Below are 18304 nucleotides of genomic sequence, written 5' to 3' on the forward strand. Positions count from 1 at the left end.
GACGATCGGCCCCTCTACCCTGGGAACCATGGCAAGCAGCCGGCAAGCGGCGTTCTTCGACCTCGACAAGACGATCATCGCCAAGTCGAGCACGTTGGCGTTCAGCAAGCCGTTCCAGGCCGGCGGGCTGATCTCCCGCAAGGCCCTGCTGCGCAGCGTCTACTCCCAGTTCGTCTACGTCGTCGGTGGCGCCGACCACGACCAGATGGAGAAGATGCGCCGGTTCATGTCCGAGCTGGTCGGCGGGTGGGACGTCGAGACGGTCCGGGACATCGTCGCCGACACGCTGCACAACATCGTCGACCCGCTCGTCTACGACGAGGCGGTCCAGCTCATCGAGGAGCACAAGGCGGCCGGACGCGACGTCGTCATCGTCTCGACCAGCGGCCTCGAGGTGGTCGAGCCGATCGGCGAGATGCTCGGCGCCGACCACGTGGTCGCCACGCGGATGGGCGTGGAGGACGGGCACTACACCGGCGAGATCGTCTACTACGCCTACGCCGAGGAGAAGGCCAATGCGGTCCGCGCGCTCGCCGAGGAGCGCGGCTACGACCTCGCCGAGTGCTTCGCCTACAGCGACTCGGCCACCGACGTACCCATGCTCGAGGCGGTCGGCCACGCCTTCGCCGTGAACCCCGACCGCGAGCTGCGCCGCACCGCCATGGCCCGCGACTGGCCGATCCTGGTCTTCACGAAGCCGGTGGCGCTGCGGGGCAGCCTGCCGCTTCCGCCGGCGAAGCAGACGCTCGCGGCACTGGCCGTCGGCGGCGTCGTGGTCGCCGGCGGGGTCATCTGGGCCAACGCCAAGCGGCGCCGCGTCGGCGCCTGAAGCTCGCCCCGGAGGGGGCCGGACCATCGCCGCCCCGAGGCGGGAAGTCAAGCCGTGGCGGGGCTTGAAGGGGCTCGCAAAGCGGCGTAGACATGTGGTTGGGAGAACTCAAGAGCGCCACACGATCGGGTACCCACGCGGCGATCCACCCTTCCTACAGGGCGCTGTCAAGGCGGGGAGATAGCCCGCCGGCAGCAATAAAGACGGTGCACGCCTGGTAGCCCGACGATCGTGTGACAAGCGGTGGCATCCGGCCTGTTCCTCGAGAACCCGGGTGCCACCTGCACGCCGGGCCGCGGAGTCCTCCCGATACCTCCCGCGACCTCGCGCTACCTCCCGCGACCTCGCGCTACCTCCCGCTACACCGCGTCGCGACGTAGCGGGGATGCCTCCGCACCGGCGGCGAAGGCCTCGGCGCCGTAGAGCAGCCACGCGTGTACGCCGGCCGGCGACCCGCTCGCGTAGCCGCGCAGGTTCGACTCGTACTCCGCGCGCAGCGCCAGGTGGCCGGCCTCCGGCACGACGAGCGACTTCTCGTCGACGCCGCGCGCGACGAGCACCAGCCGTTCGGCCGCGCGGGCGACGATCCCGTTGTGCGACGCGAACGGCGCCGCCGTCGCGAGGTCGGCGTGCACGATCGCGGCGACGACGAGCGCCGGCGCCGACGTCTTGGCCGTCAGGAGGTCGGCGAGGTCCCGCAGCCGCGCCGCCGCATCCGCGGACCGCGGCCGGCCGAGCTCCTCGGCGTCGACCGACCCGGCGGCCGCCAGCGCGTGCAGCCGGGCCAGCGCCTGCAGCGGCGTGCGCTGCAGCACCGGCACCAGGCCGAGCAGCTCGGTGGACAGCCGCACCGCGTCGCGGGCGACTGCGTCCCCGCCTGAGGAGCGCACGTCGGCCAGCGTCGACGCCGAGCCCTCGAGCACGGCGGACGCGTGCGCGCCGCGCAGCAGAGACTCGGCGGTCGTCTCGGGCGAGGTCCGTCGCAGACCCCGGTCGCGCAGCATCACGTCGATCCCGTCCCGCGTGGCGGCGTACGCGGACGACACGCCCTCGAGCGACACCAGCCAGGACAACGGATCGGAACTCACGGGTGGCAACGCTAGCGGCCCGGTGCCACGGTGCTGGTCGGGGCTGCGCCCCCCTTCAGGACTGGTCCGACTCCCGCAGCGCGACCACGACGCTGGCGATGTGGGTGCGTACGGCGGCCTGGGCGGCCTCCGGATCACGGGCGGCGAGTCCCTCGATGATCGCCAGGTGCTCGGACAGCGACACCTGCGGACGACCGGGCCGCTAGGCCAGGCGGAACTGGTGCCGGACGTTGCGCGCTCGCAGCCGGCCGATCACCTCGGCGCCGCGGCTGGCGCCGAGGGACTCGGAGAGGTCCGCCTCCGCGAGGCGCTGGCCGGCGACGAATTCCGTCGAGGATCCCGCAACGGACCGCCGCGGCGACCTCCGTCTGGGAGACCACCCCTTCGGTACCGACACCCATGGGGACCCCCCTCGCCTCGCTGACCTGCGTCCGCATCCCATCGGCGGCGTTTCGTGTCGCGCCTCATCCCGCGACGCACGGCACGCCTCCGGAGCCGGGGCGCCGCGCGCGGGTAGCCTGCGAGGGATGACAGAGCAGGGCCGGGTTTTCGGGAAGGTCGCGGAGAGCTACGACCGCGGCCGGCCGACCTATCCGCGTGCGGCCGTGGAGTGGCTGGTCGGCGCCGGACAGCGGTCGGTCCTCGAGCTCGGTGCCGGGACCGGCAAGCTGACCCGCACCCTCGTCGAGCTCGGTCACGACGTGCACGCGACGGAGCCCGACGAGGCCATGCTCCAGGTGCTGCGCCGCAACCTGCCGGACCTCCGCTCGTCCCTCGGCAGCGCCGAGCGCATCCCCGCGCCCGACCTGACCTACGACGTCGTGATCGCCGGGCAGGCCTTCCACTGGTTCGACCTCGAGAAGGCCCTGCCCGAGATCTCGCGGGTGCTCGCCCCGGGCGGCACGCTGGCGCTCGCCTGGAACCAGCGCGACGAGTCCATCCCGTGGGTGCGCAAGCTGGGCCGGCTCATCGAGCGGCCGATCGAGTCGATGGACCCGAGCGAGCCGCTCCTCGACTCGGGCTGCTTCGAGGGTGTCGAGCACGGCCAGTACTCGTTCTGGCAGACGATCGATCGCCAGAGCGTCGTCGACCTGGTGCTGTCGCGCTCCAACATCGCGATGCGCTCCGACGAGGAGCGCGAGGCGAAGCGGCGCGAGGTGCTCGCGTTCTACGACGACTACGGCCGCGGGATGGACGGCATGCAGCTGCCCTACACGTGCATGGCCTACCGCGCGACCGTCGTCCCGCAGGTGCCCGCGCGGCCGACGGCGCCGCCCATGCCGACGACGTTCATCTCCTCCGACCGCAACGCGCTGACCGACACGGCCCAGGCGTTGCCGCGGATCCTCGACAGCCTGCCCGACGACGGCCCTGACTCGGGCGGCTCGAGCAGCATGGTGCTCATCGACTTCCGCTAGACCCCGCGCCAGTCAGCACCCTTCGCGTCGTGCCCGTGCGCGGCCATGAGCATCAGCCCGCCGTCAACGGCGTACGACGACCCGGTGACGTAGGCCGCCCGCGGCGACGCCAGGAAGGCGATCACGGAGGCGACCTCGGCGACGTGCCCGGGCCGGCCGACGGGGTTCCCGGGGCGCTCGACCCGGTAGGCGTCCTGCTCCGCCTGCCCGGTCATCTCGGTGGCGATCTCGCCCGGGGCGACCGCGTTGACCGTGATGCCGTGCACGCCGAGCTCGAGGGCCATCACCTTCGTGAGCATGCCGAGCCCCGCCTTGGCGGTGCAGTAGGCGGCCGACCCGTAGCGCGGGACGTGCTCGTGGACGCTCGTCACGTTGACGATGCGGCCGCCCCGGCCGGCGTCGACCATCCGCTGCGCGGCCCGCTGGGCGCACTGGAACGGGCCGTCGAGATCGGTGGCGAGCACCTGTCGCCACCGGTCGACGGAGAGGTCGAGCGCGGGGTCGCTGTGGCCCGTGCCGGCGACGTTGACGAGCACGCCGACGCCACCGAGCTGGTCCCCGAGCCGGTCGACGACGTCTCCGGCGATGGGCGAGGCGGCGTCGAAGGGCTCCACGACGGCGCGCTGGCCGCGCGCCTCGACGGCCTTGACGGTCTCGGCGAGCGCGTCGAGGTCGTGGTGGGCCGTCAGCCCGAGGTCGTAGCCCTCCGCAGCGAGCAGCTCGGCGGTCGCGGCCCCGATGCCGGAGTCGCTTCCGGTGACGATGGCGAGGCGAGGATAGGTACCGGTCATGGGGAACTGGGTACCCATGTCGTCGGGGAGGGGTGAGCGCCGGCGCGACCCGAGTTCGCGCCGGCGCTCACGCCGGGACGCGGGCGCGCTCGACGACGAGCCGGACGAGCAGCTCGTGCACGCCGAGCACCCCGGCGACCACACCGGCGCCGGCCGCGCGTGCCTCCGCGACCGCCCGGGTGGGCGAAGTGGCCCGGGGCGAGGAGGTAGGGCGACACGACGTCGCCCGTCCCGCGACCCGGCGGCGACCATGACCACCGGAGCGCCCGGCACGGCGCCGGCCTGCGCCAGCCGGTCCGCCTGGGCACGGGCGAGCAGCGGGTGCGGCCCGAGCGGCGCGAGCGTGATCTCGGCGGCCGCGCCGAGCACCGCAGCGGGCAGGTCGACGGCGACGTGGTAGCCGCGTGAGAGCAGCAGCGGGACGGCGACCGCCGGCTCGTCCGACACCGCGACGGCGTCCGCGAAGAGCCGTCCGCAGAGCTCGACGTACGACGCCTGCGCCTGGATCCCGAGCCGCTGCCCGGCCTGCCGGGTGATCTCGGCCTCCGTTCGGTCAACATCCGCTCACGACCTCACGTGGCGCCCCGTCCCGCAGGGAATGCCGACCTCGTGCATAGCCAGACGATGTGTGACGTAGGTAACGTCGAAGGTGTTCCGGACCCCCCGGAACCGGTCTTCCGTCTTTTTCTCGAGGAGCAGACATGACCAGCCACTACGGCAACGAGGTCCCGGCCGAAGCGCCGATCTCCCGTCCTCTTCCAGGGGCGCACCTCGCCGACCCGGCCCCGCTGGGCCTGGCCGCCTTCGCGCTCACCACCTTCCTGCTCAGCGTCGTCAACGCGGGCTGGATGGACAGCGCCAACGAGGGCTACGTCCTCGGGCTCGCCCTGGCCTACGGCGGCCTCGGTCAGTTCGCGGCCGGGATGTGGGAGTTCGCCAAGGGCAACACCTTCGGCGCGCTCGCCTTCTCGTCGTACGGCGCCTTCTGGATCTCGTTCTGGTGGCTGGTCGAGCACGACGCCGCCAAGCTCGCCGATGCCGACAAGGCCGTCGGGTGGTACCTCTTCGCCTGGGGCATCTTCACCCTCTACATGACGGTCGCGGCCACCCGGGTCAGCGGCGCGGTGCTGGCGGTCTTCGTCCTCCTCACGCTCACGTTCTTCGTGCTCGCGTGGGGCAAGTGGGCGACCTCCGACAGCATCACGCACATCGGCGGCTACATCGGCCTGCTGACGGCGATCGCCGCGTGGTACACCTCCTTCGCGGGTGTCACAGCGTTCACGTTCAAGCGCCAGCTGCTGCCCGTGGCGCCGCGCACCTGACCCCGCGGACCACCCCGCAACCGACTCCCCACCTGCCTACGCCACGCTGGGCGCCACGCTGGGCCGCGCGGGCCTAGTGTGGCGTAGGCCATGCTCGCCTCTGTACCGGGAAGTGATCGATCGTGACTGAACAGACTCTGTCCAACCTGCTCCATGAGAACCGCAGGTTCGAGCCGCCGGCCGAGCTGGCCGCTGCCGCCAACGTGAAGGCGGACGCCTACGACGCCGCCGCGACCGACCGCGAGGGCTTCTGGGCCGCCGCGGCGGAGCGGCTCTCGTGGGCGAAGAAGTGGGACCGCGTCCTGGACTGGGACAACCCCCCGTTCGCGAAGTGGTTCGTGGGCGGGCAGCTCAACGTGGCCTACAACTGCGTCGACCGGCACGTCGAGGCCGGCCACGGTGACCGGGTCGCGATCCACTGGGTCGGGGAGCCGGTCGGCGACAAGCGGGACATCACCTACCGCGAGCTGCAGGACGAGGTCTCCAAGGCGGCCAACGCGCTCATCTCGCTCGGGGTGGGCACCGGCGACCCGGTCGCGATCTACATGCCGATGATCCCCGAGGCGATCTTCACGATGCTGGCCTGCACCCGCATCGGTGCGCCGCACACGGTGGTGTTCGGCGGCTTCTCGGCCGAGGCGCTCGGCTCGCGCATCGAGGACTTCAAGGCCAAGGTCGTGGTCACCTCCGACGGCGGCTACCGGCGCGGCGCACCCTCACCGCTCAAGCCGGCCGTCGACGAGGCCTGCGGCATCGCGTCGCGGGCCGGGCACAGCGTGGACAAGGTGCTCGTGGTCCGGCGTACGGGTCAGGACGTGGCGTGGAACGACTCGACCGACGTGTGGTGGCACGACGTCGTCGATGCGGCCAGCTCCGAGCACACCCCGGAGGCGTTCGACTCCGAGCACCCGCTGTTCGTCATGTACACCTCCGGCACCACCGGCAAGCCCAAGGGCATCCTGCACACCACCGGCGGCTACCTCACCCAGGCGGCGTACACGCACTGGGAGGTCTTCGACCTCAAGCCCGAGACCGACGTCTACTGGTGCACCGCCGACATCGGCTGGATCACCGGCCACTCCTACATCGTCTACGGACCGCTGGCCAACGGCGTCACCCAGGTGCTCTACGAGGGCACTCCGGACTTCCCCGAGCGGGGCCGCTGGTGGCAGGTGATCGCCGAGAACAAGGTGACGATCTTCTACACCGCGCCGACCGCGATCCGCTCGTTCATGAAGCAGGGCCACGAGATCCCTGACAAGCACGACATGTCCTCGCTGCGCATCCTCGGCAGCGTGGGCGAGCCGATCAACCCGGAGGCCTACGTCTGGTACCGCCACGTCATCGGCGGCGACCGCACCCCCGTGGTCGACACCTGGTGGCAGACCGAGACCGGCGCGATCATGATCAGCCCGCTGCCCGGCGTGACCGCGGGCAAGCCCGGCTCGGCGATGACGCCGCTGCCCGGCATCACCGCCGAGGTCGTCACCGACGAGGGCCAGCCGGTCGACAAGGGCTCCGGCGGCTACCTCGTGCTCACCTCGCCGTGGCCCTCGATGCTGCGCACCATCTGGGGCGACGACCAGCGCTACATCGACACCTACTGGGCCCGCTACCGCGACCAGGGGTACTACTTCGCCGGCGACGGCGCGAAGAAGGACGAGGACGGTGACCTGTGGGTGCTCGGTCGCGTCGACGACGTCATGAACGTCTCCGGCCACCGGCTCTCGACCACCGAGATCGAGTCCGCGCTCGTCTCCCACCCCAAGGTGGCCGAGGCGGCGGTCGTCGGCGCCAACGACCCCGACACCGGCCAGGCGGTCGTCGCGTTCGTGATCCTCCGTGAGGAGGCCGGCGACGGCGGGGAGAACATCGCCAAGGAGCTCTCCGACCACGTCCGCACCCAGATCGGCCCGATCGCCAAGCCGCGCCAGATCATGATCGTCCCCGAGCTGCCCAAGACGCGGTCGGGCAAGATCATGCGACGCCTGCTCCGCGACGTCGCCGAGAAGCGCGAGGTAGGCGACACCACCACGCTGGCCGACCAGTCGATCATGGACCTGATCTCCGCCGGCCAGGCGACGTCCACGGAGGACTGACCCGGCCGATATCGACACCAGAAGCGCCACCCGGCCCGGCCCGGGTGGCGCTTCTGCGCGTTCGGGGTCAGTCGGGGGTCGACGTACGCCGGATCCGGACCGTGCCCTTCCTCAGGTCGACGGTCACCGGGCGATCGTCGTCGTCCGGTGACGGGATGACCTCCCCCTGGTGCTCGCGGGAGTCGAGGTCGCGGTCGGCGCGGGCGCGGGCCGGGTCGAAGACGTCGATGAAGCTGCCGAGCGCGTCGGCGGCGCCCGACCCGCTGCCGTCGTGGTGGCGCAGCAGGCGGGTCCCGGCCAGGACGACGAGGCCGAGCAGCAGGACGCCGGCCACGAGGAACACGACGAGGGTCACCCGATCAGTGTTGCACCCGCCGCGTGGAAACGGTTCGCACCGACGGCTGCTCGCATGCTCGGATGGCGCCATGACCGCCCTCTCCCGACCGTCCCTCGACCTCTACGACCCCTGGGCGGACTGCATCCGCGACTTCGGGGAGGAGTACATCCACGGCTCGGGGATCTGGAACATCACCGACGGAGTGCTGGACCCGACCCGCGACGCCTGCGCGTTCCTCGTCGAGAAGGCGCGGCAGGAGGCCGACCTCAGCCGGCCGCCGGCCGAGGGCCGCGTCCACTGCGACCAGTTCTGGATCACCCAGGACGACGGGGTCATCGAGGTCATCGGGTTCGTGTCCTTCCGGCACTCCCTCGACAACGAGTTCCTCCGGACGGAGGGCGGTCACATCGGCTACAGCATCCGGCCGTCGTACCGCCGGCAGGGCCACGCCTCCCGTGCCCTCGGGCTGGCGCTCGAGCGCGCCCGCGAGATCGGCCTCGACCGGGTGCTCATCACGTGCGACGAGGACAACCTGGGGTCGGCGAGGACCATCGAGTCCCAGGGTGGCGTCTTCGAGAGCATGTGCGGCATCAAGCGCCGCTACTGGATCAGCCTCTGAGCGGCGACGGCTGCTGCTGGGTGATGCAGTGGATGCCCCCGCCGCGGTCGAACAGCGGTCGCGCGTCGACGGACACGACCTGCCGGCCGGGGTAGGCCTCGCGCAGGATCGCGACGGCCTCGGCGTCGTGGGGGTCGTCGAACGAGCAGGCGATGACCCCGCCGTTGACGACCAGGTGGTTGACGTAGGACCAGTCGACCCACCCCTCGGCGTCCTGGAGCGTGGCGGGCGCGGGCAGCTCGACCACGTCGAACCGCGCTGCCAGCAGGGCGTGCAGCGCGCGGGACACCTCGTGGTCGGGGTGCGACTCGTCGCGCTGGGTGTGCAGCAGCACGCGGCCGGGTGAGGTGAACGTCGCCACGATGTCGACGTGCCCGCGGGTGCCGTAGCGCTCGTAGTCGCGGGTGAGGCCGCGCGGCAGCCAGACCACCTCGGTCGCCCCGATCGTCCGGGCCAGCTCCGCCTCGACCTCGGCGCGGGTCCACGACTCGTTCCGGCCCTGGCCGAGCTGCACCGTCTCCGTCACCAGCACGACGCCGGTGCCGTCGACGTGGATCGCGCCGCCCTCGTTGACCATGGCGGAGCCGATCCGCGGCACCCCGGCGGCCTCGCACACGAAGGAGCCGATCTTCTCGTCCTTGTCCCAGACCGCCCAGTCGCACTGGCCCCAGCCGTTGAACACCCAGTCCACGCCCGCGACCGACCCGTCGGCCTGGTGCACGAACGTCGGGCCCATGTCCCGCATCCAGGCGTCGTTGAGCGGCGCCTCGACCACCTCGACCTCGGGCGCCAGCACCGCGCGGGCCGCGGCGGACTCCACGGGGTCGACCACGACGGTGACCGGCTCGAACGCCGCGCACGCGTTGGCCACCGCGGCCCACGTCGTCCGTGCCTCGTCGGCCTCGGCCGCCGTGTCGCCGAGCGAGTAGCCGGGCGCCGGGAACGCCATCCAGATCCGGTCCTGCGGGGCCCACTCCGGGGGCATGAGACTCATGCCAAGATCTTGCCGTGTTCGACATCGTGGAAGCGACCATTCCCGCCCTGCGCGCCGCGCTCGAGGCGGGCGAGATCACCAGCGTCGGACTCGTGGAGGCCTACCAGGCCCGCATCGCGGCGTACGACGACCAGCTCAACTCGGTCGTCGTCGCCAACCCGGCCGCCCTCGACGAGGCGCGCGCCTCCGATGAGCGGCGCGCCCGCGGGGAGACGCTGGGCCCGCTCGACGGCATCCCCTACACCGCGAAGGACTCCTACCTCGTCGCGGGCCTGACCGCGGCGGCGGGCAGCCCGGCGTTCCAGGACCTGGTCGCCCAGCGGGACGCGTTCACGATCGAGCGGCTGCGCGGCGCCGGGGCGATCTGCCTCGGGCTCACCAACATGCCCCCGATGGCCAACGGCGGCATGCAGCGTGGCGTCTACGGCCGGGCGGAGAGCCCCTACAACGCCGACTACCTGACGGCGCCGTTCGGCTCCGGCTCGTCCAACGGCTCGGGCACCGCGACCGCCGCCAGCTTCGCGGCGTTCGGCCTGGGCGAGGAGACCTGGTCGAGCGGTCGGGGCCCGGCGTCCAACAACGGGCTCTGCGCCTACACCCCGTCGTGGGGGGTCATCTCGGTCCGGGGCAACTGGCCGCTCGTACCCACGATGGACGTCGTCGTCCCGCACACCCGCACCATGGTCGACCTGCTCGAGATCCTCGACGTCGTCGTCGCCGACGATCCGGTCACGCGCGGCGACTTCTGGCGCGTGCAGCCGTGGGTGAGCATCCCGCGGTCCAGCGAGCTCCGTGCGCCGTCGTACGTCGCCCTGGCCGAGCACACTCAGCTCGACGGCATCCGGCTGGGCGTCCCGCGCATGTACATCAACGCCGATCCGGACGCCGGCACCGCTGAGCACCCGGGCATCGGCGGCCCCACCGGGCAGCGCATCGAGACCCGCGCGTCGGTGATCGCGTTGTGGGAGGTCATGCGCGCCGACCTCGAGGCCGCCGGCGCGACGGTGGTCGAGGTCGACTTCCCGGTGGTCAGCAACTACGAGGGCGACCGGCCGGGCGCACCGACGATCAGGACCCGCGGACTGGTCAGCGAGGCCTACCTCCAGCGCGAGATCGTCGACCTGTCCGCGTGGGCGTGGGACGACTTCCTCGCCGCCAACGGCGACCCGGCGCTGAGCTCGTTGACCGACGTCGACGGGGCGACGATCTTCCCGGCCCCGGAGGGCGCGCTGCCGGACCGCTACACCGGGTTCGACGACGACATCGCCGGCTACCCCGCCCAGGTCCGCGACCACCCCTACGCCTCACTCACCGACATCCCGGAGCTCGAGGCGGGCGTCCGCGGGCTCGTCGAGACGCGCCGTCTCGACTACGAGACCTGGCTCGACGACCTCGGCCTCGACGCCGTCGTCTTCCCCGCCGTCGCCGACGTGGGACCGGCCGACATGGACGTCGACCCGGCGTCGGCCGACCTCGGCTGGCGCAACGGCGTCTGGGTCGCCAACGGCAACCTCGTCATCCGCCACCTCGGCATCCCGACGGTGACGGTGCCGATGGGCACCATGGCCGACACCGGCATGCCCGTCGGACTGACCGTCGCCGGGCGCCCGTACGACGACACCTCCCTGCTCCGCCTGGGCGTCGCGATCGAGGCGACCGGCGAGCGTCGCACGGAGCCGCCGCGGACCCCGCGGCTGTAGCCTGGACGGCGGTGTGCCGGGAAGTCTGGTCGGCGGGACAGCAGCCGACCCCGGAGGACGCCCGATGACCGACCCGAGCCGCCGCACCCGCCTCTTCGAGCGAGGCTCGTTCCTGGAGAGCTCGCGGGTCGCCGAGGTGCTCCGCGCCGAGACGACCGGGGGGCTGCTGCTCATCGCCGCGGCCGTCGTCGCGGTCGTCTGGGCCAACACGCCGTGGTCCGAGTCCTACCTCGACCTGCGCGACCTCCACGTCGGCCCCGAGGCGCTCGACCTGCACCTGACCGTCGGCGAGTGGGCGTCGGAGGGGCTGCTCGCGATCTTCTTCTTCGTGGCCGGGCTCGAGCTGAAGCGCGAGTTCGTCGCCGGCGACCTGCGCGACCCGCGCCGCGCCGCGCTCCCGGTCGCGGCCGCGGTCGGCGGCATGGCGGTCCCCGCTCTGATCTACGTCGCGGTCAACGCGCTGAGCGACGACGGGCGACCGGTCGGCTGGGCGATCCCGACGGCGACCGACATCGCGTTCGCGCTCGCGGTCCTCGCGGTCATCAACACCCACCTGCCGAGCGGGCTGCGCACCTTCCTCCTGGCGCTCGCGGTGGTCGACGACCTGCTGGGGATCAGCGTCATCGCGCTCTTCTACACCGACGACCTACGACCCGGCGTGCTCGTGCTCGCACTCGTCCCGATCGGCGCCTTCGCCCTCCTCACCCAGCGCCGCGTGCGGAGCCCCTGGCTGCTGGTGCCGCTCGCCCTGCTCGCCTGGGAGTGCGTGCACCTCAGCGGGGTTCACGCGACGGTGGCGGGCGTGCTGCTCGGCTTCACGGTCCCCGTCCGGCCCCGCGACGGCGGTGAGGGACGTGGCCTGGCCGAGCACCTCGAGCACCTGGTCCGACCGATCAGCGCGGGCGTCGCCGTGCCGATCTTCGCGTTCTTCGCCGCAGGGGTGCACGTCGGCGGCTGGGCCGGGCTCACCGAGGCGCTGAGCGAGCCGGTCGCGCTGGGCATCGTCGTCGGTCTCGTCGTCGGGAAGTGCGTGGGCATCACGGGCTCGACCTGGCTGCTGTCGACGTTCACGCGCGCCGAGCTCGACGACGAGCTCGCGTGGGTCGACGTGATCGGCATGGCGCTGCTCGGTGGCATCGGCTTCACGGTGTCGCTGCTCGTCGGCGAGCTGGCCTTCGGTCACGGCACGCCCGCCGATGACCACGTGAAGGTCGGCGTGCTCGCCGGGTCGGTCGCGGCCGGCGTACTCGCGACCCTCGTGCTGCGGGCGCGCAACCGGGTCTACCGCGGCCTCTGCGAGCTCGAGAGCATCGACGACGACGCGGACGGGGTACCAGACGTCTTCGAGCGCTGACATCGGTAAGGTCAGAGCACACGCCTGAACAGAGGGGGACGCATGGCCCAGCAGGTCCAGCAGCCGGAGGAGCCGACGATCGGTCGGCTGGTCGCCGACGCGAGCCGTGACATCTCCAGCCTGGTGCAGAAGGAGATCGAGCTCGCCAAGTCCGAGCTCAAGGTCTCGGTGCAGGCCGGCGGGATCGGCATCGGGATGTTCGCCGCGGCCGCCTTCCTCGCCGTCCTCGCGATCATCATGCTCTCGGTCGCGATCGCCTACTTCATCAACTGGAACGGCGACGGTCTCGCCCTCCACTGGGCATTCCTCATCGTCTTCGGCTTCTACCTGCTGGTCGCTGCGCTGCTGGTCCTCATCGGCATCCGCAAGGTGAAGCAGGTGAAGGCGCCCGAGCGGGCGATCACCCAGGGCCGCGAGATCCCGAAGGCGCTCAAGGGCAGGGCCTGAGCGCGCTCAGAAGAGGCACCAGTCGCTGCTCCAGTCGGCCGGACCGGACGCCAGCGCGTGGATCAGCGCCCACACCGGCACCGTCGCTACGAGCAGGCCGCCGACCAGGATCCTGACCCACGGCCGGCGACGTAGGCCGGTGGCCACGACGGCGACGAGCCACGGTGCGAGAGCGACCCCCACCGCGACGAGCAGGTCCGCGCGCGCCTGGGTGAGGTCGCCCGGCGCCGCCGGCTCACGGCAGGAGCCCTGGGTGTCCAGCTCGACGAACGCCGTCACGAGCCACATCACGAACGCGTGCAGCAGGACGACGACGACCAGACCCGCCCAGGCCCAGGGGCTCCACCGACGCGGCGCGGCGGCACGCGGGACCTCGTACTCGTTGCTCATGCCCGACACAGTGGCGGAGACCGGACCGGGGCCGCCTGAGTGCAGGCACTCAATTCAGGGCGCGGAAAATGACTGAGGGGGCACCGGCCGGTGCCCCCTCAGTCACGTTCGTACGGCGACTACCGCGCGCGGCGCGCCATCCGCTCGACGTCCATGATGACCACCGAGCGCGGCTCGAGGCGGAGCCAGCCGCGCGAGGCGAAGTCGGCGAGCGCCTTGTTGACGGTCTCACGGGAGGCGCCGACCAGCTGGGCGAGCTCCTCCTGCGTGAGGTCGTGGTGGACGTGGACGCCGTCGTCGGCGGTGCGGCCGAAGCGGTCGGCCAGGTCGAGCAGCGCCTTGGCGACGCGGCCCGGGACGTCGGAGAAGACGAGGTCCGCGACCACGTCGTTGGCCTTGCGGAGCCGGCCGGCGAGCTGGGCGAGCAGGCCGCGGGCGACCACGGGTCGACCCTCGAGCCAGCGCAGCAGGTCCTCGTGCGAGAGCGACGCGAACGTCGCGTCGGTGACGGCGGTGACGGTCGCCGAACGCGGGCCCGGGTCGAAGAGCGAGAGCTCACCGAACATCTGGCCGGGGCCCATGATCGCCAGCAGGTTCTCCCGGCCGTCGGTGGAGGTGCGACCGAGCTTCACCTTGCCCTCGAGCACGACGTAGAGCTTGTCGCCGGTGTCGCCCTCGTGGAACAGCACGTCCCCGCGGCGCAGCCTGGTCTCTGCCATCGACGCGTGGAGGGCCGCCATCGCCTCGTCGTCGAGCGCGCTGAACAGCGGCGCCTGACGGAGTACGTCGTTGTCCACCCCGAACCTCCTGAAGCCGTCGACCCCGCCCACGACGGGGTCCTGAGCAAGATCCTATCCAGTGGAATGCCTCACAGCGTGGACGCCCCCCGCCGCGGGGGCGGGCGTCGCGTCGCGGCGGTGCACCGGCCGCCCACCCGGCGAGACTGGTGATGTCGGCGGAGCGCCGTACCCTAGGGCCGTGCCGGGCCCCGCAGCGACACCGTCCCCGAGCGCCGTCGAGACGAGGACGGCGCTGGTGCGCCGTGCCCGCAAGGTCGACCGGATCCTCGCCGTGACCTACCCGGACGCGAAGGCCGAGCTCGACTTCGACAACCCCTTCGAGTGCCTCGTCGTCACGGTCCTGTCGGCGCAGACCACCGACAAGCGCGTCAACGCGGTGCGCCCCCAGCTGTTCGCCGTCTACCCGGACGCGAAGGCGATGGCGGCGGCCGACCGCGCGACCCTGGAGGCGATCGTGGGGCCGCTCGGGTTCTTCCGGGCGAAGACCGACTCCCTGCTCAAGCTGAGCGCGGCGCTCGTCGAGCAGCACGACGGCCAGGTGCCGCCCTCCCTCGACGCGCTCGTGAAGCTGCCGGGCGTCGGCCGCAAGACGGCCAACGTCGTCCTCGGCAACGCGTTCGGCATCCCGGGCATCACCGTCGACACCCACTTCGGCCGGCTCGCGCGCCGTCTCGGCTTCACGAACGAGACCGACCCGGTGAAGGTGGAGCACGCGGTCGGCGACCTCTTCCCCTCGCGCGACTGGACCATGCTCAGCCACCACCTGATCTGGCACGGCCGGCGCATCTGCCACGCCAAGAAGCCGGCGTGCGGCGCGTGCCCGGTGGCCAAGCTCTGCCCGTCCTACGGCACCGGGCCGACCGACCCGGTGGTCGCCGCCGCTCTCGTCCGCACGGAGGGCCCCAACTGATGCGGCGCACCGCGCGCATCCTCGGCGTCGCCCTCCTCGCGTTGGTCCTCCTCGCCGGATGCGACGGCACGCCCAGCGTCAGCGCCCCCCACGAGTCCAACGTCAAGGTCGACACCCCGGCCTACCGCGTCCTCAAGACCAGCGCCGGCATCCAGGACTGCCCCGCCGCCCAGACCACCGACGGCGGCCTTCCCGACACGTCGGTGCCCTGCCTCGGCGGCGGCCGGCGGGTGGACCTGTCGACGCTGAAGGGGCCGCTGGTCCTCAACTTCTGGTACGGCGCGTGCGGGCCGTGCCAGAAGGAGATGCCAGCCCTGGCCGCGTTCTTCAAGAAGTACGGCGACCGGGTGCCCGTCCTCGGCGTCGACTCCACCGACACCCAGCCCGGCTACGCGCTCGAGCAGGCCAAGAAGTTCGGCGTGACCTATCCGCTCGTCGCCGACCCCGGCGGTGACCTCCAGGGCACCCACCTGAGGGTCCGGGGCTATCCGACCTTCTTCTTCCTCTCCGCCGACGGCACGCTCAGCAAGCCGGTCGCCGGCGGACTCCACTCGGTCGACGAGGTGCGGGCCCTGGTGAAGCAGCAGCTGGGGATCGCGCTGTGACCCGACCGGAGTGGCTCGAGCCGGTGGTCACCGCGCTCGACGCGATCACCTGGCGCGACCTGACCATGTTCGGCGTACCCGAGGGTGCGTCGCCGCGCCGCTCCGCCGTGCTCATGCTGTTCGGCGAGGGCACGTCCGGGCCCGACCTGCTGCTCACCGAGCGCTCCCACACGATGCGCTCCCACCCCGGCCAGGTGTCCTTCCCGGGCGGTGCGATCGACCCCGGCGAGACGGCGATCGAGGCGGCGCTGCGCGAGGCCGAGGAGGAGGCCGGGGTCGAGCCCGCCGGCGTCGAGGTGCTCGGCCAGCTGCCGGAGCTCTACCTCCCGCCGAGCGACAACGCCGTCACCCCGGTCGTCGGATGGTGGGCCGACCCGAGCGAGGTCGAGCCGACCAGCGTCGACGAGGTGCACGCGGTCTACCGCGTGCCGATCAGCGAGCTGCGCGACCCTGCCCACCGGATCACCGTCCGCTCGCCGCGTCACAACTGGCGCATGCCGGGTTTCCTCATCGGCCCGGACAAGGACGTCATCCTGTGGGGGTTCACCGGCGGTATCGTGCAGCGGTTCCTCGGCTATCTCGGTTGGCTCGACGAGCTGCCGGACGCGCGGGAGATCGAGCTGCCGGCCTACATGCTGCGCGGCCGTGAGCGCGCCGGCGGACGCGACGTGCAGGAATGGGCGGAGGACTGACTCGTTGAACTGGATCGACTGGCTGCTGGTCGTCCTCGTCGTCACCTACGCCCTCTCGGGCTACTGGCAGGGTTTCATCACCGGCGCGTTCGCGACCGGCGGACTGCTCCTGGGCGGTCTGGTGGGCGTCTGGCTCGCACCGAAGGCACTGGGTGACGCCTCTCCGTCGCTGTGGGTCTCCCTGGGGGCGCTCTTCATCGTCATCCTGGCCGCCTCGCTCGGCCAGGGCGCGCTGCAGTACGCCGGCGCGAAGGTGCGCGATCGGATCCGCTGGCAGCCGGTCCGCGTGGTCGACGCCGTCGGCGGCGCCGCGCTCTCCGCCGCCGCTGTCCTGCTCGTCGCCTGGGCGCTCGGTGTCGCCATCTCCGGCTCGCGCATCTCCGGGCTGTCCAACGCGGTGCGCGAGTCGGCCGTGCTGGCACGGGTCAACAAGGTCATGCCGCCGAGTGCCGGCGGCCTGCTCGACCGGTTCAACACCGTCGTCGGCACGTCCTTCTTCCCGCGCTACCTCGAGCCGTTCGCGCCCGAGCGGATCGTCCGCGTCGGGCCGGGGCCGGAGCGGCTGCGCAAGGACCCGGACGTGGTCCGCGCGAGCGCGAGCGTGTTCAAGGTCCACGGCACCAACTCCTGCGGCCGCGGCGTCGAGGGCAGCGGCTTCCTCTACGCGCCCGGCTACCTGATGACGAACGCGCACGTCGTCGCCGGTGTGAGCCGGCCGACCGTCGAGATCGGCGACGACGGCGACAGCCGCGAGGTCTCCGGCAAGGTCGTGCTCTACGACCCGCAGGAGGACGTCGCCGTGATCGAGTTCGACAGCGGCGACGCCACGCCGCTCTCCTTCGACCCGACCGTGGGGCCGCGCGCCGGCGTCGCGATCCTGGGCTACCCGCAGGACGGGCCGTTCGACGTCGAGCCCGGTCGGATCCGCTCCGAGCAGCGGCTCCGCTCACCGGACATCTACGGCAACAGCACCGTGATCCGCAACGTCTTCTCGCTGCGCGGCCTGATCCGTCCGGGCAACTCCGGCGGTCCGATCGTCGACTCCGACGGCGAGGTGGTGGGCGTGGTGTTCGCCGCGTCGGTGACCGACCGCGACACCGGCTACGCGCTCACCGCCGAGCAGGTCCAGCAGCTCGCGTCGGCCGGCGCCGGACGGACCTCCCGGGTGTCGACCGGCGGCTGCGCCTAGCGAGCGGCGAGGAAGGCCAGCTGCGCGCGGACCGAGAGCTCGGCGGCGCCCCACAGGACCGGGTCGACGTCGGCATACACGATCTCGACGACGGTCCGGGCGTCGGCCGAGCAGGCGGGCACGTCGAGCGTCCGCAACGCGGCGGCGACCTGGTCGAGCCGGTCGCGCCGGTGCGAGATGTAGTGGTCGAGGACGGCCAGCGCGTCGCCGATCACCGGCCCGTGACCGGGCCAGATCGACGTGACCTCCTGCGCCTCCGCGAGCGCCCGCAGCCGGTCGAGCGAGTCCAGGTAGGCACCGAGCCGGCCGTCGGGGTGCGCGACCACCGTCGTGCCGCGCCCGAGCACCGTGTCGCCGGTCAGCACCGCCCCGTCGGCCGGGACGTGGAAGGACAGCGAGTCGCCGGTGTGGCCCGGCGTCCCGACGACGCGGATCTCCAGTCCGTCGACCTCGACGACGTCGCCGTCGACCAGGCCCTCGGAGCCCAGCCGGTAGGCCGGGTCGAGAGCGCGTACGCCGGCCCCGACCCGTTCCGCGAACTCCCGCGCGGCCTCGGCGTGGTCGCTGTGGTGGTGCGTGAGCAGCACGACGGCGACGTCACCCGCGGCCTCGGCCACCGCGTCCAGGTGCGCCAGGTCGGACGGCCCCGGGTCGACGACGACCGAGCGCCGAGCGCCCGGCTCACGCAGCACCCACGTGTTGGTGCCGTCGAGCGTCATG

The 18304-nt window shown here is 72.2% G+C and carries 19 protein-coding genes and 1 pseudogene; 12 read left to right on the plus strand and 8 right to left on the minus strand.

Going from position 1 to position 18304, the window contains the following annotated elements; translation table 11 throughout:
* Window positions 1-28 precede the first annotated feature (28 nt).
* Window positions 29-829: an HAD-IB family hydrolase gene (locus QDS12_RS00410; protein WP_279876230.1), complete on the plus strand. Its 801-nt coding sequence runs from the start codon at window positions 29-31 to the stop codon at window positions 827-829.
* A gap of 359 nt (window positions 830-1188) precedes the next feature.
* On the opposite strand, the gene QDS12_RS00415 is transcribed toward QDS12_RS00410, so the two are convergent.
* A complete protein-coding gene (locus tag QDS12_RS00415) occupies window positions 1189-1917 on the minus strand; it encodes a Fic family protein (RefSeq protein ID WP_279876231.1) in 729 nt (242 codons plus the stop codon).
* A 55-nt stretch (window positions 1918-1972) separates the two neighbouring features.
* A pseudogene (locus QDS12_RS00420) lies at window positions 1973-2104 on the minus strand (FCD domain-containing protein); the annotation flags it as partial.
* 340 nt (window positions 2105-2444) lie between these two features.
* On the opposite strand from QDS12_RS00420, the gene QDS12_RS00425 reads away from it, so the two are divergent.
* On the plus strand, window positions 2445-3335 hold the full coding sequence (locus tag QDS12_RS00425; RefSeq protein WP_279876232.1) for a class I SAM-dependent methyltransferase: 891 nt from the start codon (window positions 2445-2447) through the stop codon (window positions 3333-3335).
* On the opposite strand, the gene QDS12_RS00430 is transcribed toward QDS12_RS00425, so the two are convergent.
* The gene (locus tag QDS12_RS00430; RefSeq protein ID WP_279878435.1) at window positions 3332-4663 is read right to left on the minus strand and encodes an SDR family oxidoreductase; all 1332 of its coding nucleotides are present in this window, start codon (window positions 4661-4663) and stop codon (window positions 3332-3334) included. The two genes, QDS12_RS00425 and QDS12_RS00430, sit on opposite strands and share 4 nt — an antisense overlap.
* A gap of 164 nt (window positions 4664-4827) precedes the next feature.
* On the opposite strand from QDS12_RS00430, the gene QDS12_RS00435 reads away from it, so the two are divergent.
* The gene (locus QDS12_RS00435; protein ID WP_279876233.1) at window positions 4828-5448 is read left to right on the plus strand and encodes an acetate uptake transporter; all 621 of its coding nucleotides are present in this window, start codon (window positions 4828-4830) and stop codon (window positions 5446-5448) included.
* Between the two features lie 122 nt (window positions 5449-5570).
* On the plus strand, window positions 5571-7547 hold the full coding sequence (gene acs, locus QDS12_RS00440) for an acetate--CoA ligase (protein WP_279876234.1): 1977 nt from the start codon (window positions 5571-5573) through the stop codon (window positions 7545-7547).
* A 67-nt stretch (window positions 7548-7614) separates the two neighbouring features.
* Here the strand turns inward: acs and QDS12_RS00445 are convergent, their stop codons facing one another.
* Window positions 7615-7902: a hypothetical protein gene (locus tag QDS12_RS00445; protein WP_279876235.1), complete on the minus strand. Its 288-nt coding sequence runs from the start codon at window positions 7900-7902 to the stop codon at window positions 7615-7617.
* 70 nt (window positions 7903-7972) lie between these two features.
* Between QDS12_RS00445 and QDS12_RS00450 the strand changes: the two genes are divergently transcribed.
* Window positions 7973-8503 (plus strand): GNAT family N-acetyltransferase, encoded by a 531-nt coding sequence (locus QDS12_RS00450; protein ID WP_279876236.1) that lies wholly within the window; start codon window positions 7973-7975, stop codon window positions 8501-8503.
* Here the strand turns inward: QDS12_RS00450 and QDS12_RS00455 are convergent.
* The gene (locus QDS12_RS00455; RefSeq protein WP_279876237.1) at window positions 8493-9497 is read right to left on the minus strand and encodes an agmatine deiminase family protein; all 1005 of its coding nucleotides are present in this window, start codon (window positions 9495-9497) and stop codon (window positions 8493-8495) included. The two genes, QDS12_RS00450 and QDS12_RS00455, sit on opposite strands and share 11 nt — an antisense overlap.
* 14 nt (window positions 9498-9511) lie before the next feature.
* Between QDS12_RS00455 and QDS12_RS00460 the strand changes: the two genes are divergently transcribed.
* From QDS12_RS00460 to QDS12_RS00470, 3 genes are all read left to right on the plus strand, one after another.
* Window positions 9512-11197: an amidase gene (locus QDS12_RS00460; RefSeq protein ID WP_279876238.1), complete on the plus strand. Its 1686-nt coding sequence runs from the start codon at window positions 9512-9514 to the stop codon at window positions 11195-11197.
* Between the two features lie 64 nt (window positions 11198-11261).
* Window positions 11262-12551 (plus strand): Na+/H+ antiporter NhaA, encoded by a 1290-nt coding sequence (gene nhaA / locus QDS12_RS00465; RefSeq protein WP_279876239.1) that lies wholly within the window; start codon window positions 11262-11264, stop codon window positions 12549-12551.
* A 42-nt stretch (window positions 12552-12593) separates the two neighbouring features.
* Window positions 12594-12998 carry a phage holin family protein gene (locus QDS12_RS00470; RefSeq protein ID WP_279876240.1) on the plus strand — a complete coding sequence of 135 codons (405 nt, stop codon included), beginning with the start codon at window positions 12594-12596 and terminating at the stop codon, window positions 12996-12998.
* Between the two features lie 6 nt (window positions 12999-13004).
* On the opposite strand, the gene QDS12_RS00475 is transcribed toward QDS12_RS00470, so the two are convergent.
* Together QDS12_RS00475 and QDS12_RS00480 are read right to left on the minus strand one after the other, a co-directional pair.
* Window positions 13005-13388 carry a hypothetical protein gene (locus tag QDS12_RS00475; protein ID WP_279876241.1) on the minus strand — a complete coding sequence of 128 codons (384 nt, stop codon included), beginning with the start codon at window positions 13386-13388 and terminating at the stop codon, window positions 13005-13007.
* A gap of 119 nt (window positions 13389-13507) precedes the next feature.
* Window positions 13508-14128: a Crp/Fnr family transcriptional regulator gene (locus tag QDS12_RS00480; protein WP_347882176.1), complete on the minus strand. Its 621-nt coding sequence runs from the start codon at window positions 14126-14128 to the stop codon at window positions 13508-13510.
* Window positions 14129-14366: 238 nt separating this feature from the next.
* Between QDS12_RS00480 and nth the strand changes: the two genes are divergently transcribed.
* From nth to QDS12_RS00500, 4 genes are read left to right on the plus strand one after another with little or no spacing between them, the layout of a single operon-like run.
* The gene (gene nth, locus QDS12_RS00485; protein WP_279876243.1) at window positions 14367-15098 is read left to right on the plus strand and encodes an endonuclease III; all 732 of its coding nucleotides are present in this window, start codon (window positions 14367-14369) and stop codon (window positions 15096-15098) included.
* Entirely contained in the window at window positions 15098-15703 is a 606-nt protein-coding gene (locus QDS12_RS00490; RefSeq protein ID WP_279876244.1) for a TlpA disulfide reductase family protein, read from the plus strand. Before nth ends, QDS12_RS00490 begins: the two co-directional genes overlap by 1 nt.
* Window positions 15700-16395 carry a CoA pyrophosphatase gene (locus tag QDS12_RS00495; protein WP_279876245.1) on the plus strand — a complete coding sequence of 232 codons (696 nt, stop codon included), beginning with the start codon at window positions 15700-15702 and terminating at the stop codon, window positions 16393-16395. Before QDS12_RS00490 ends, QDS12_RS00495 begins: the two co-directional genes overlap by 4 nt.
* Before the next feature lie 4 nt (window positions 16396-16399).
* A complete protein-coding gene (locus QDS12_RS00500) occupies window positions 16400-17584 on the plus strand; it encodes a MarP family serine protease (protein ID WP_279876246.1) in 1185 nt (394 codons plus the stop codon).
* Here the strand turns inward: QDS12_RS00500 and QDS12_RS00505 are convergent.
* Window positions 17581-18303 carry an MBL fold metallo-hydrolase gene (locus QDS12_RS00505; protein WP_279878437.1) on the minus strand — a complete coding sequence of 241 codons (723 nt, stop codon included), beginning with the start codon at window positions 18301-18303 and terminating at the stop codon, window positions 17581-17583. The genes QDS12_RS00500 and QDS12_RS00505 overlap by 4 nt on opposite strands.
* Window position 18304 lies beyond the last annotated feature (1 nt).

It is taken from the genome of Nocardioides sp. CER19 (genome assembly GCF_029846275.1).
Lineage (GTDB): Bacteria > Actinomycetota > Actinomycetes > Propionibacteriales > Nocardioidaceae > Nocardioides.

Excerpts from the sequence above, each read along its gene's own strand:
- QDS12_RS00410 (WP_279876230.1), top strand. The coding sequence starts at position 29 with ATGGCAAGCAGCCGGCAAGCGGCGTTCTTCGACCTCGACAAGACGATC.
- QDS12_RS00425 (WP_279876232.1), top strand. The coding sequence starts at position 2,445 with ATGACAGAGCAGGGCCGGGTTTTCGGGAAGGTCGCGGAGAGCTACGAC.
- QDS12_RS00435 (WP_279876233.1), top strand. The coding sequence starts at position 4,828 with ATGACCAGCCACTACGGCAACGAGGTCCCGGCCGAAGCGCCGATCTCC.
- QDS12_RS00450 (WP_279876236.1), top strand. The coding sequence starts at position 7,973 with ATGACCGCCCTCTCCCGACCGTCCCTCGACCTCTACGACCCCTGGGCG.
- QDS12_RS00455 (WP_279876237.1), bottom strand. The coding sequence starts at position 9,497 with ATGAGTCTCATGCCCCCGGAGTGGGCCCCGCAGGACCGGATCTGGATG.
- nhaA (WP_279876239.1), top strand. The coding sequence starts at position 11,262 with ATGACCGACCCGAGCCGCCGCACCCGCCTCTTCGAGCGAGGCTCGTTC.
- QDS12_RS00470 (WP_279876240.1), top strand. The coding sequence starts at position 12,594 with ATGGCCCAGCAGGTCCAGCAGCCGGAGGAGCCGACGATCGGTCGGCTG.
- QDS12_RS00475 (WP_279876241.1), bottom strand. The coding sequence starts at position 13,388 with ATGAGCAACGAGTACGAGGTCCCGCGTGCCGCCGCGCCGCGTCGGTGG.
- QDS12_RS00480 (WP_347882176.1), bottom strand. The coding sequence starts at position 14,128 with ATGGCGGCCCTCCACGCGTCGATGGCAGAGACCAGGCTGCGCCGCGGG.
- QDS12_RS00490 (WP_279876244.1), top strand. The coding sequence starts at position 15,098 with ATGCGGCGCACCGCGCGCATCCTCGGCGTCGCCCTCCTCGCGTTGGTC.
- QDS12_RS00505 (WP_279878437.1), bottom strand. The coding sequence starts at position 18,303 with ATGACGCTCGACGGCACCAACACGTGGGTGCTGCGTGAGCCGGGCGCT.